Source organism: Stenotrophomonas acidaminiphila (genome assembly GCF_014109845.1).
In the GTDB taxonomy this organism is placed as follows: Bacteria; Pseudomonadota; Gammaproteobacteria; order Xanthomonadales; family Xanthomonadaceae; genus Stenotrophomonas; species Stenotrophomonas acidaminiphila.
This window is the reverse complement of the sequence record NZ_CP043567.1, coordinates 1,178,332-1,189,939: the sequence shown is the minus strand read 5'-3', so window position 1 is coordinate 1,189,939 and position 11,608 is coordinate 1,178,332. Positions and strand designations below refer to the sequence as shown.

The 11,608-nt window shown below is 70.1% G+C and carries 11 protein-coding genes; 5 read left to right on the top strand and 6 right to left on the bottom strand.

The features are described 5' to 3' along the window. Positions 1-29: 29 nt before the first annotated feature. Complete coding sequence (locus F0P95_RS05405) at positions 30-1,088, bottom strand: CDP-glycerol glycerophosphotransferase family protein (protein ID WP_182336797.1); 1,059 nt, start codon at positions 1,086-1,088, stop codon at positions 30-32. A 1-nt stretch (position 1,089) separates the two neighbouring features. Between F0P95_RS05405 and F0P95_RS05400 the strand changes: the two genes are divergently transcribed. Further along, entirely contained in the window at positions 1,090-1,902 is an 813-nt protein-coding gene (locus tag F0P95_RS05400) for a glycosyltransferase family 2 protein (protein ID WP_182335980.1), read from the top strand. On the opposite strand, the gene F0P95_RS05395 is transcribed toward F0P95_RS05400, so the two are convergent. Beyond that, complete coding sequence (locus F0P95_RS05395) at positions 1,893-3,218, bottom strand: O-antigen ligase family protein (RefSeq protein ID WP_425515929.1); 1,326 nt, start codon at positions 3,216-3,218, stop codon at positions 1,893-1,895. The genes F0P95_RS05400 and F0P95_RS05395 overlap by 10 nt on opposite strands. 143 nt (positions 3,219-3,361) lie before the next feature. On the opposite strand from F0P95_RS05395, the gene F0P95_RS05390 reads away from it, so the two are divergent. Further along, positions 3,362-4,300 (top strand): UDP-glucuronic acid decarboxylase family protein, encoded by a 939-nt coding sequence (locus tag F0P95_RS05390; RefSeq protein WP_182335978.1) that lies wholly within the window; start codon positions 3,362-3,364, stop codon positions 4,298-4,300. Continuing rightward, on the top strand, positions 4,297-5,223 hold the full coding sequence (locus F0P95_RS05385) for a glycosyltransferase family 2 protein (RefSeq protein WP_182335977.1): 927 nt from the start codon (positions 4,297-4,299) through the stop codon (positions 5,221-5,223). Before F0P95_RS05390 ends, F0P95_RS05385 begins: the two co-directional genes overlap by 4 nt. Positions 5,224-5,259: 36 nt before the next feature. Here the strand turns inward: F0P95_RS05385 and F0P95_RS05380 are convergent, their stop codons facing one another. The 4 genes from F0P95_RS05380 to def all read right to left on the bottom strand — a co-directional run bounded on the left by F0P95_RS05380 (position 5,260) and on the right by def (position 9,108). Next, entirely contained in the window at positions 5,260-6,024 is a 765-nt protein-coding gene (locus F0P95_RS05380) for a glycosyltransferase family 25 protein (RefSeq protein ID WP_182335976.1), read from the bottom strand. A 214-nt stretch (positions 6,025-6,238) separates the two neighbouring features. Further along, the gene (rsmB, locus tag F0P95_RS05375; RefSeq protein ID WP_182335975.1) at positions 6,239-7,576 is read right to left on the bottom strand and encodes a 16S rRNA (cytosine(967)-C(5))-methyltransferase RsmB; all 1,338 of its coding nucleotides are present in this window, start codon (positions 7,574-7,576) and stop codon (positions 6,239-6,241) included. A 4-nt stretch (positions 7,577-7,580) separates the two neighbouring features. Continuing rightward, positions 7,581-8,504 (bottom strand): methionyl-tRNA formyltransferase, encoded by a 924-nt coding sequence (fmt, locus tag F0P95_RS05370; RefSeq protein WP_182335974.1) that lies wholly within the window; start codon positions 8,502-8,504, stop codon positions 7,581-7,583. A gap of 88 nt (positions 8,505-8,592) precedes the next feature. Next, positions 8,593-9,108: a peptide deformylase gene (gene def / locus F0P95_RS05365; protein WP_182335973.1), complete on the bottom strand. Its 516-nt coding sequence runs from the start codon at positions 9,106-9,108 to the stop codon at positions 8,593-8,595. A gap of 130 nt (positions 9,109-9,238) precedes the next feature. On the opposite strand from def, the gene F0P95_RS05360 reads away from it, so the two are divergent. After that, the gene (locus F0P95_RS05360; protein WP_182335972.1) at positions 9,239-10,375 is read left to right on the top strand and encodes a LysM peptidoglycan-binding domain-containing protein; all 1,137 of its coding nucleotides are present in this window, start codon (positions 9,239-9,241) and stop codon (positions 10,373-10,375) included. Between the two features lie 77 nt (positions 10,376-10,452). Next, a complete protein-coding gene (gene dprA / locus F0P95_RS05355; protein WP_182335971.1) occupies positions 10,453-11,604 on the top strand; it encodes a DNA-processing protein DprA in 1,152 nt (383 codons plus the stop codon). The last annotated feature ends 4 nt before the right edge of the window (positions 11,605-11,608 follow it).

Sequence of the window (11,608 nt, the reverse complement as noted above, 5' to 3'; positions counted from 1 at the left end):
TGCCCGGTGCGGCCTGCGCGCCCGGCGGCTTACGCCCGCGAAGGCCCCCAGTAGCCCAGCTCGCGGCGGATCTGCAGGCCGCGCCAGATCGCGCCCAGCGGCTTGCGCCCCGGCTTCCCCAGGCGGCCGGCAATGAAATCCTCGGTGGCGGCGATCACCCGCTCGGACGAACGCCCGTCGCGATACGGATGGATCGAATCGGCATAGCGGGTGATTTCCGCCAGCAGCGCCGGCTCGGGCGACAGTGCGCGCGCCAGCATGTCCGGCAGCCGCTGCGGATCGTCGAAATCGAGCATGTGCGGCTGTGGCACGCGGTTGCGGAAGGTCACCACCGGCTTGTGCTGGACGATGAACTCCGAAACGATCGACGAGGTGTCCGACACCAGCACGTCGGCGGCGCGCTGCGCGGCCATCAGCTGCTCTGGTTCGATGAAGCAGGCATTGGCGCCGGCCAGCGCACGGTAGCGCTCGAACAGCTCCGGCGCGCACTTCGGGTGCAGGGTCAGCAGCCAGTAGCGGTCGCCGGCGGCGATGTCGGCGGCGATGCTGTCGTACAGGTGCGGTGCCGCACTGAGGCGCTCGGTGAAGGTGGAACCGAACAGCACCACCGCGCGGTCGCCGGCCGCCGCGCGCAGGCTGGCGGCCTGCCCGCCGTCATCGCGGAACAGCGGGTCGAGTTTCGGCCAGCCGGTTTCCTTCACCACGAAATGCCGCTCGCGCGCGGCCAGCTCCTGGAACGGCCGCGTCGTCGCCGGCCCCTGCGTGCAGTACAGGTCGAACAGGCCACGCACCCGGAAATGGCCGCGGGCGTCCTCGCGCTTCTGCACGTTGAAGCCGTGGAACAGCTGCACCTTGGCCCCGGCCACGAATGGCGGCACCCAGTTGGCGGCGCTGAGCACCGCGCGCGGCCGCATCGCCAGCGCCTGCTGCAGGCCGATGGCCGGGACCCCCGCCAGGCTCGCCCCGGCCGCGCCGCCCTCGAACCAGGCCGCGACCGCGTGGCCGTCCGCGTGCAACGCCTGCGCCAGAGGCGCGAGAATAGGCAGCGCATAGCGCTCCGTCGCAAACAGCAGGTATCCGGCCATCACCATGTCCTCTTCGACCGCTCCCACCGAACGGCCTCGCATCACGGCCTGCATTATCGCGTTCAACGAAGCCGCACGCATCGGCGACTGCCTGGCCTCGCTGGCCTTCTGCGACGAGATCGTGGTGGTGGATTCGTACTCCAGCGATGCCACCGTGGCCATCGCCGAAGCGGCCGGCGCACGGGTGCTGCAGCGCACGTTCGACGGATTCCGCAGCCAGAAGGCGTACTGCGTCGAACAGGCCCGCCACGACTGGGTGCTGTGCCTGGACGCCGACGAACGCGTGGGCGACGAACTCCGGCACGCCATCGAGCAGGCCCGCGACGCCGGGTTCGACGGTGCCGCCGGTTACCGGTTCGCCCGCCTGTCCGAGTATTTCGGCCGGTTCCTGCGCCATGGCAACGCCTACCCGGACCGCGTGCTGCGCCTGTTCGACCGCCGTCGTGGCGGTTGGCGCGGCGCGCGCGAGATCCACGAGGCCGCCAGCGTCGATGGCCCGGTGCGCACGCTGCGCGGCGACCTGGTCCATTACCCCTATCGTTCATTCGAACAGCAGCTGGCCAAGACCCAGCGCTACGCGCGGATGATGGCCGAGCACGAGTTCGCCCGCGGCAAGCGCGCCACCCTGGGCAAGCTGGTGCTGGCGCCGGCCTGGCGCTTCTGGCGCGGCTGGCTGCTGCGCGGCGGCTTCCGCGACGGCTGGCACGGCCTGGTGTACGCCTACGTGCGCGCCAACTACGTGCGGCAGAAGACCATCATGCTGTGGCTGCTGCAGAACGGCCGGAACGTGGCCGATCCGCCGCGCGATCAGCCCTGAACCGGCTGCTGCCGACCCGCAGTCCGCTGCCCGGGCCGCGGCTGGCGGTGCTCGGACGCCCGCATCAGCGACAGGCCGGCAAGCAGGCCCACCAGAGTGGCGTAGGTGCTCACGGTTATCTGGTGGGCGAACATCGACTGGGTCGCGCCGCAGAGGATGTAGGCGACCACCACCATCACCCCGGCCGCAGCCGGTCCGCGGAATCCGCCCTCGCCGCTGTGCCGATGCAGGCGAATGAAGAGCCACAGCGGCAGACCGTAGATGCACAGCAGCAGCAGCAGGCCCGGGATGCCCTCGGTCGCGCCCCATTCGGCGACGTCGTTGTGCGCGTGTCCCAGGTGGCAGCGGGCCTCCACCACCTGCGGCAGGCGGCAGTCCGGCAGGCGCTGCATGGCAGTGTCGAACTTGCCGATGCCCACGCCCGTCCAGGGATGCTCGCGGAACGTATCCCACGCCACCTGCAGCCGCTCCAGGCGCGCGCCGGCCGACGAATCCACGTCACCGGCCTCGATGCGCTGCACATCGCTGTGCAGTTCGCTCAGGCGGGTAAGCTCGCGCAACTGCGGGACCGCCAGCACCAGGGTCGCCGCGACCAGCAGCAGTCCGGCCAGAGACGCCAGGCGCAGGCGTCCGCTGCCGCGGCGTATCGACAGCGCCATGGCCACCAGCAGCGCCAGCAGCGCCGGCCATACGCCGCGGCTGCCGCTGAGCAGGATCACCGCACCACCGGCGGCCATGCCCAGCGCGATGCAGCCCCAGCGCCCCGGCGGGCGGCAGAACACCAGCACGATCATGAGCACCAGGGTGACGTCGGCCAGCACGATGGAATTGGTCCATGCTTCGGCGCGCGGCCAGCCGTGGGTCACCTGGTAAATGGCGATGGCCAGGGTCGCGAACAGGCCGAACAGCGCCCCCCACCACAGCATCTCCTGGCGGGGCCGGAATGCGCATACCCACAGCAGCACCCAGGGCATTGCCAGGAACCGGGTGCGGTAGCCCTCGTCCCTGAACGCCTCGGCGGACTGCCATGACGACACCAGCGACGAGGCCAGCGCCGCCACGGTCAGGGCCAACAGCAGGTAGCCGATGACGCCCGGGCGCGCGCGCCACAGGCGGGAGAATCCCCAGGCACTGGTCAGCAGCAGTACCAGGGCGAACGGCAGCACGTTGAAAGGCGTGCTCACCATTGCCGCCGGCAACAGGAACAGCGCTGCCGACGCCAGCGTGCCCAATGTGTCCTTCCGCTCAATACCAGCGGTTGCGGTATACGTCAGATTGCGTGCCATCCGTGCAACTCTGGGGCCGAAGCCATGAATCATTCCCTACCAGACAGACCATCGCCGCCGTCCATGCCCCCTGGATCCACGGATGCGGTTTCCCGGCCGCGGCAGCCGGCGGACGATAGCACGCCTGTATGATTCCCCTTAACAGGCGCTCCCATCCCAGTCATATTTCCTCAATGAAACGTATCCTGGTCACCGGCGGCGCCGGCTTCCTCGGCTCACACCTGTGCGACCGTCTGGTGGGCGGCGGCCACGACGTGCTGTGCGTCGACAATTTCTTCACCGGCAGCAAGCGCAACGTCGCACACCTGCTGGGCAACCCCGGCTTCGAGCTGATGCGCCACGACGTGACGTTCCCGCTCTATGTCGAGGTGGACCGGATCTTCAACCTCGCCTGCCCGGCCTCGCCCATTCACTACCAGCACGACCCGGTGCAGACCACCAAGACCAGCGTGCACGGGGCGATCAACATGCTGGGCCTGGCCAAGCGCCTGGATGCGCGCATCCTGCAGGCGTCCACCAGCGAGGTGTACGGCGACCCGGAAGTGCATCCGCAGCAGGAGGGCTACTGGGGCCGAGTCAATCCGATCGGGCTGCGCAGCTGCTACGACGAGGGCAAGCGCTGCGCCGAGACGCTGTTCTTCGATTATTTCCGCCAGCACGCGCTGGACATCAAGGTGGTGCGCATCTTCAACACCTATGGGCCGCGCATGCACCCCAGCGACGGCCGGGTGGTCAGCAATTTCATCGTGCAGGCGCTCAAGGGCGAGGACATCACCATCTACGGCGACGGCAGCCAGACGCGCAGCTTCTGCTACGTGGACGACCTGGTCGATGCCATGGTCCGCATGATGGACAGCGAGCGCGGCTTCACCGGGCCGGTCAACATCGGCAATCCGGGCGAGTCCACCATGCTGGAACTGGCGGAGAAGGTGATCTCGCTGGTCGGCGGCGGCTCCAGGCTGGTGTTCCAGCCACTGCCGGAGGACGACCCGAAGCAGCGCCAGCCGGACATCGCGCTGGCCCGCTCGGCGCTGGACTGGGAGCCGAAAGTGGCACTGGACGACGGCCTGAGGGAAACCATCGCCTATTTCCGCCAGGTGCTGGCGGCATGAGTATCGCGGCCACCACGTTCTCGGTCGTCATCACCAGCTACAACTACCTCCAGTTCGTCGTGGAGGCGGTGGAGAGCGCGCTTGCGCAGACCCGGCCGGCCGCGCAGGTCATCGTCGTCGACGATGGCTCCAGCGATGGCTCGCCGGCCATGCTGCAGCAGCGCTACGGCGCCGATCCGCGCGTGACCCTGCTGTTCGGCGAGAACGAGGGGCAACTGGCCGCGTTCCAGCGCGGTACGGCCGCCGCCAGCGGCGACGTGGTCTGCTTCCTGGACGCCGACGACCGCTGGAAACCACGGTACCTGGAGAAGATCGGCGCGATCTACGACGCGCGGCGCGATGTCGATTTCGTGTTCAGCGACCTGCGCACCTTCGGCATCGACAACCAGGACATCCTGTACGAGGACAGCAAGGCACCGATCGATCTGGGCTACACCGCGATCAGCACCTACTTCTTCGTCACCTGGTACGGCGCACCGACCTCGGCGCTTTCCCTGCGCCGGCGCTGGGCGGACACCGTGCTGGACCTGCCGCCCAGCTTCCGCAAGCAGTGGAAGTTGTGCGCCGACGCCTGCCTGGTCCACGGCGCCAGCATCCTGGGCGCACGCAAGTTCTACCTGCCCACCGACTGCGTCGAATACCGGACCCATGGCAGCAATGGCTGGTGGGCGACGCGCCAGCAGCCGGCCTCGCTGCACCTCAACGGCCTGCGCAACTACGGGATCGTCCGCCACTACGCCTGGCGCAGCGGGCTGGACGACAACTGCTGCGTGCTCAGCAAGAACGAGTACCGCACCAAGCCCGCGCCAACCCGCAAGGAGCGCAAACGCTATGCGTCGCTGGCGCTGCGCGGCGATGCGCCGTGGTGGAAGCGCTATGAGCGCGCGGCCAGCATCCTGTTCGGCCGCAAGCGCAACCGCTGAAAGCCGGTCGCCGGCATGCCAGCGCGGGGCCGGCGCTCAGGGGCAGGATGCGGCCCGGGTGCGGAAGCGCCCGGGCAGGTTGTGCAGGAACCAGCGCACGTCGAGCTTCAGCCGGTAGCTCTCCCGCGCCAGCCAGCGCCACGGTCCGACCGGCTCCTTCACCCCGGTGCGGGCCTGGATGATCGACTCGAAGCTCTCGTCGCTGCTGACCAGCCCCGGCTTCAGGCCCAGGCATTCCACGCCGTGCAGCCAGGCCAGGTCCATGTAGTCGTCGACCGCCACGACCCATTCGTCCGCATGCCGCAGGAACCGTTCCGCCGCCGCCGGTGCCAGGTAGTAGCCGAACGTGCACAGCGGGCTGCGCCAGTAGCGGTGCAGGACGAAATCACCGAAACGGCACCACGGCTCGCTGGGCCTGTCGGCGGCGTGCAGGCGGAAGTACCCCACCTGCGGCGGCAATTGCCGCAGCTCGGCCAACAACCCGGGCAGGCGCGGGTCGATGGCGATGTCGTCCTCCAGCACCAGCATCGGCTCGCCGCTTTCCAGGCAGCGCTGCCAGAGCAGGTAGTGGCTGGCCCAGCAGCCGATCTCCCCCGGGCGGAACGGCCTGCCCTTGCGCAGCAGGCGCTTCTTCTCGGCGACATGGCCGAACAGTGGATGCGGCTGGCGCCCGTTCACCGCTTCGAAGAACTGGAAGCGCAGCCCCAGCGCGGCCGCCTGGCGCTCCATCGACACCCGCCGGTCAGCCGAGGCGGGCAGGTTGATGACGTAGATCGGCAGTTCGCTCGTTGACCGAGGCATGGGGGACACTTCTGGATTCGGGGAAACGACGACGATGAAAGCGGGACGCCATGCCGGCAGGCGGGCCGGGCCTTGGCCCGGAAAAGACGCGCCCGCGCGGCCGCACATGCACCGCCGCTGTTTTCACAAGCATTGCACGGACACCGGAAAACCCATGTGAATGGGCGTTCCGTGATGGTGAGCACATCCACCCGGGCATCATGACCGGTTTTGACTACCGGCTTTTCACCAGCCGCGCATGGAAGAAGCCATCGCCGTCCTGTTCGCCCGGCAGGCGCTGGCGCGTCCCGGCATCGTCGTGGCCGAAGCCCTCCGGCAGCCGGTCGATGCGCGCATCCGCCGTCCGCGCCAGGAAGGCGGCGACCTGCTGCTGGTTCTCGCGGCGCAGGATCGAACAGGTGGCGTACACCAGCACGCCGCCGGGCGCCACCACCTGCCACAGGGCATCGAGCAGCCGCGCCTGCTGGGCAACCAGCGCATCGATGTCGCCGGGGCGCCGGTGCAGCAGCACGTCGGGCTGGCGACGGATCACGCCGGTGGCCGAACACGGCGCGTCCAGCAGCACCGCGTCGAAGGGCTCGCCGTCCCACCACGCGGCGCAATCGGCCGCGTCCGCAGCCCGCACCTGCGCCGAGGCGCCCACACCGGTGCGGTTGAAGGTCTCGCGGATGCGCTGCAGGCGCCGCGCATCCACGTCCAGCGCCAGCAGCCGCAGGCTGGGATCACGTTCCAGCAGGTGCGCCGCCTTGCCGCCAGGGGCCGCGCAGGCATCGAGTACCCGCGCACCGGGCGCCGGCGCCAGCGCATCGGCCACCTGCTGCGCCGACAGGTCCTGCACCGACACCGCGCCCTCGCCGAAACCGGGCAGGCTGGCGACCGGCACCGCGACCGGCAGGCGGATCGCGTCGGCGGCCAGGGCCGAGCGCTCGGCCTCGATGCCCGCCTCATGCAACAGCGAGAGATAGGCATCGCGCGGGTAGCGCTGGCGGTTGACCCGCAGCCACAGCGGCGCCGGCTGCAGGCTGGCGGCGAACACCGCCCCGGCCTGCGCCGGCCAGTCCCGGCGCACATGCTCCTGCAGCCAGGCCGGCCATGCGTCCTCGGCACGGACGTCGGGGAAACCTTCACGCTGCGCCCGGCGCAGCACCGCGTTGACCAGCCCGGCCTGGCGCTCGCGCCCCAGCGCGCGTGCCGCATCGACCGTGGCCGACAGCGCGGCATGGGCCGGCAGCTGCAGCGCATCGAGCTGGGCGAAGCCGGCCAGCAGCAGCCCCTTCAGGTCGGCATCGCGCGCTCCCAGCGGTTTCTGCAGCCATTGCCGCAACGCCTGCTCGTAGACCGCGTGGCGGCGCAGCGCGGCGAAGCAGATCGCTTCCAGCAGGGCGCGGTCACGGCCATCGTCCAGCTTCGGCAGCACGGCCGCCAGCTCGGCCTTCAACGAACGACCGCGGCCGGCCACTGCCGCCAACACCTTGGCCGCCAGCAGGCGCGTCTGCACGCCCGGCTGTCGCGCGGCGCCGCCCTTCCACGGCCCGGATGCCGAAACCACCATCCGCTCAGCCCTCCACCGGCAGGTCGCGGCGGGCATTGAGGTAGTCGGCGGCGGTGATCGCCTTGCCGCCCTCGCGCTGCACCACGCGCAGCCGCAGTGCACCGTGGCCACAGGCGATGTCGATGCCCTCGCGGGATGCGCCAATCACCGTGCCCGGCGCCTTGCCGCGGTTGTCGGCGATGGCCACCGCGCCATGGATGCGCACGCGCTCGCCGGCCAGCATGGCCTCGGCCACCGGCCACGGGTTGAAGGCGCGCACCCGCCGCGCCAGCGCCGCGGCGTCCTGGCTCCAGTCCAGCCGCGCCTCGGCCTTGTCGAGCTTGTGCGCATAGGTGACGCCGGCCTCGGGCTGCGGCTGCGCGACCGGCTTGAGGCCCGCGCGCAGCAGGCCCAGGCCGTCGGACAGCACCCGCGCGCCCATCTCCGCCAGGCGGTCGTGCAGCAGGCCGCCGGTATCGGTGTCGGCGATGGCGGTGCGCTGGCTCAGCAGCACCGGCCCGGTATCCAGCCCGGCCTCCATCTGCATCAGGCAGACCCCGGTCTCGCCGTCGCCGGCCTCGATCGCACGCTGGATCGGGGCCGCGCCGCGCCAGCGCGGCAGCAGCGAGGCATGCACGTTCCAGCAGCCGTGGGTGGGAATGGCGAGCACCGCCCTGGGCAGGATCAGGCCGTAGGCGACCACGACCATCAGGTCCGGCTGCAGGTCGCGCAGCTGCTGCTGGGCTTCTGCGCCCTTCAGGCTCTCGGGCTGGAACACCGGGATCCCGCGGGCGATGGCGTCGAGCTTGACCGGCGACGGCATCAGCCCACGGCCGCGGCCGGCCGGACGGTCGGGCTGGGTGTAGACCGCGACCACCTCATGGTGGCGCGCGGCCGCGCCGAGCGAGGCGACGGCGAATTCCGGCGTACCGGCAAAAACGATTCTCATGGCAATCCAACTCCCGGAAAGAACGACGGCGCCGGGGACGGCGCCGTGCGATGCGCTGGTGCGCGCCCGGCCAGGCCGGGGGCGCGGCTCAGGCGACGTGCTTGCGCTGCTTGGCCAGCTTCTTGCGCACCATCTCGCGCTTGAGCGGCGAGAGGTAATCGATGAACAGCTTGCCGTCCAGGTGGTCCATCTCGTGCTGGATGCAGGTGGCCAGCAGGCCTTCGGCCTCCAGCTCCTGCGCGCGGCCCTCGCGGTCGAGGAAGCGCACCACGATGCTGTCGGCACGGGTCACGTCGGCATAGATGCCGGGCACCGACAGGCAGCCTTCCTGGTAGACCCGGCCACCCTCGCTGGCGCTGGCGATCTGCGGGTTGATGAAGACCTGCGGCGCATCGTGCTCCTCGCTCACGTCGATCACCATGAAGCGCTTGTGCACGTCCACCTGGCTGGCGGCCAGGCCGATGCCGGGGGCGTCGTACATGGTCTGGAACATGTCGTCGAGCAACTGCTGGAACGCCGGGGTGGTCACTTCGGCAGGGTCGACCGGGACCGCCTTGGTGCGCAGCCGCGGGTCGGGGAATTCGAGAATGGGCAGGAGGGCCATGGGGTGCACCGGATGGGAGATGCCGCACAATTCGGCAGGACGTCCCAATTCTAGCGCCTGCGCTTGCCCCGCGCCCCGGGTTCTGCACTATAGTGCGCGAACCTGTTGGGGAATCAGGCAGATCGCAGCCATGCTGAAACAAATACGTACGGTCGCCGCCGTCGCGTTGCTGACCGTGACGACCTATGCCGTGGCGGTCGAGACGGGCGCCACCCATCCGGACACCTACGTGGTGCGCAAGGGCGACACGCTCTGGGATATCGCCGCCCGTTTCCTGAAGAAGCCGTGGCTTTGGCCGGAAATCTGGCAGGCCAACCCGCAGGTCAAGAACCCGCACCTGATCTACCCGGGTGACATCCTGAGCCTGGCCTACCTGGACCGGGTGACGCCGCAGGGCACCCTCCAGCCGGGCAAGCGCGACGAAGCGCCGATCAATGCGATCCCGCTGGCCCAGGTTGAACCGTTCCTGAAGAACCTGACCGTCATGGACAGCTTCAAGCAGCTGCCCTACGTGGTCGGCCTGGAAGACAACCGCATGCGCGCCAGTGCCGGGCAGCAGGCGTATGTCCGCGGCCTGCAGGGGGCGCAGGCCGGCCAGCGCTATGCCGTGCTGCGACCCACGGTGCGTTATGGCCAGCCCAAGCCCAGCGACGACCTGGACGAACGCGGCAACGTCGTGCCGTTCACCGGCGACCTGTGGAGGAGCTACGTGGCCAGCAGCGACCGCCACGAACTGCTGGGGTACGAACTGGCCCAGGTCGCGACCGGCACGATCACCCGCGTCGGCAGCGGCGAGCACGAAACCAGCACCCTGCAGCTGCAGGCCAGCGGCCGCGAAGTGCGTGCCGGCGACCGCCTGGTCCCGGTCCAGGCCAACCCCTACGACCTGCAGTTCGTGCCGCATGCGCCCGCCGCGGCGGTGGCCGACGGCCACCTGCGCGTCCTGGCCGTGGCCGATACCCTGACCTCGGGCGGCCCGCGCGATGTCATCGCCATTTCCGGCGGCGCCCGCGACGGCATCGACAACGGCACCGTGTTCTCGGTCTGGCGCAGCGGCCGCCATGTCACCGACCGGGTGACCGGCATGGCCACCTCGCGTACCGATGATGGGCTCAAGCCCGGCGCCGGCCGCGTGTCGCTGCCGGCCGAATATGCCGCGCACGCGATGGTGTTCCGCACCTTCGACAGGGTCAGCTATGCGCTGGTGATGGAAGGCACCAAGCCGGCGCGCGTCGGGTACGAGCTCAAGCACCCGGACGCCCAGTAGGCGACGCGGCGTAATCCCACGTGGCAATACGACGGCGCCCGAGGGCGCCGTCGTCGTTTCCGGGCCAGCATGCGCGCATGCCAGCCCTTCCCGACCCCGCCGGCGAGCGCGCAGATGAAACCCGGGCGCTGTTGGCGCTGGTGCTGGCCGGCGGCCGCACCCGGCCACTGCGCGACCTGCTCGACCACTTCGGCAGCGCCAGCCATGCGCTGGCTGCCGGGCCCCGGGCTTGGCAGGCCGCCGGCCTGGACCGGCAGCAGGTGCAGGCACTGGCCACCACCGCGCCGGCATGCAGCGGGCAGGCCCGCCGCTGGCTGGAGCACCCTCGCCACCACCTGATCGGCTGGAGCGACGGCGACTACCCGCCACTGCTGCGCAATTGCCAGAATCCGCCGCTGGCCCTGTTCATCGACGGCGACCCGGCATGCCTGTGGCGGCCGGCCATCGCCGTCGTCGGCAGCCGCAATCCCAGTGCGGCGGGGTGCGAGAACGCCTGCGAATTCGCCCGCGCGCTGTCGGCAAGCGGGCTGGCGATCGGCAGCGGCCTGGCCGCCGGGATCGATGCGGCCGCCCATCGCGGCGCGCTGGACGCCGGTGGCGCCACGTTCGCGGTGGTCGGCACCGGTCCGGACCTGGCGTACCCACGCCGCCATGCCCCTCTCCAGGCGCGGGTCGCCGCCCACGGCGCGGTGGTCAGCGAGTACCCGCCCGGCACGCCGCCGCGCAACGGCCAGTTTCCGGCCCGCAACCGGGTACTGGCCGCGCTGTGCCTGGGTACGGTGGTGATCGAGGCCGCCGCGCGTTCCGGCGCGCTGATCACCGCCCGGCTGGCGGCCGAGGCCGGGCGCGAGGTATTCGCGGTGCCCGGATCGATCCGCAATGCCATGGCACGCGGCTGCCACCGTCTGATACGCGACGGTGCAATCCTGGTGACACAACCGGCCGACATCCTTGAAGGCGTGGCCAATCTGGCCGGCGAACTGGCAGGCGCCTTGCAAAACCGGTTGCTGACCCCCATTCCTGAGGCCCCGGGCAGCATTTGCCTGGCCCCCACCCCACCGGACCCGGACTACCAGCGCTTGTGGAATGCGCTGGGCCACGACCCAACCGGTATGGATTCGTTGATCAGGCGCACTGGATTGACGGCCAGCAGGCTGTCATCCATGCTGCTGGTCATGGAACTGGAAGGGAAGGTGTCGTCCGCATACGGCTGCTACACCCGTACCTGAGGTT

What these genes read in the sequence shown, in the direction of transcription:
- F0P95_RS05385 (WP_182335977.1), top strand. Translation starts at nt 4,297, where the DNA reads ATGAGTATCGCGGCCACCACGTTCTCGGTCGTCATCACCAGCTACAAC.
- F0P95_RS05390 (WP_182335978.1), top strand. Translation starts at nt 3,362, where the DNA reads ATGAAACGTATCCTGGTCACCGGCGGCGCCGGCTTCCTCGGCTCACAC.
- dprA (WP_182335971.1), top strand. Translation starts at nt 10,453, where the DNA reads ATGCCAGCCCTTCCCGACCCCGCCGGCGAGCGCGCAGATGAAACCCGG.
- F0P95_RS05400 (WP_182335980.1), top strand. Translation starts at nt 1,090, where the DNA reads ATGTCCTCTTCGACCGCTCCCACCGAACGGCCTCGCATCACGGCCTGC.
- F0P95_RS05360 (WP_182335972.1), top strand. Translation starts at nt 9,239, where the DNA reads ATGCTGAAACAAATACGTACGGTCGCCGCCGTCGCGTTGCTGACCGTG.
- rsmB (WP_182335975.1), bottom strand. Translation starts at nt 7,576, where the DNA reads ATGGTGGTTTCGGCATCCGGGCCGTGGAAGGGCGGCGCCGCGCGACAG.
- fmt (WP_182335974.1), bottom strand. Translation starts at nt 8,504, where the DNA reads ATGAGAATCGTTTTTGCCGGTACGCCGGAATTCGCCGTCGCCTCGCTC.
- F0P95_RS05380 (WP_182335976.1), bottom strand. Translation starts at nt 6,024, where the DNA reads ATGCCTCGGTCAACGAGCGAACTGCCGATCTACGTCATCAACCTGCCC.
- def (WP_182335973.1), bottom strand. Translation starts at nt 9,108, where the DNA reads ATGGCCCTCCTGCCCATTCTCGAATTCCCCGACCCGCGGCTGCGCACC.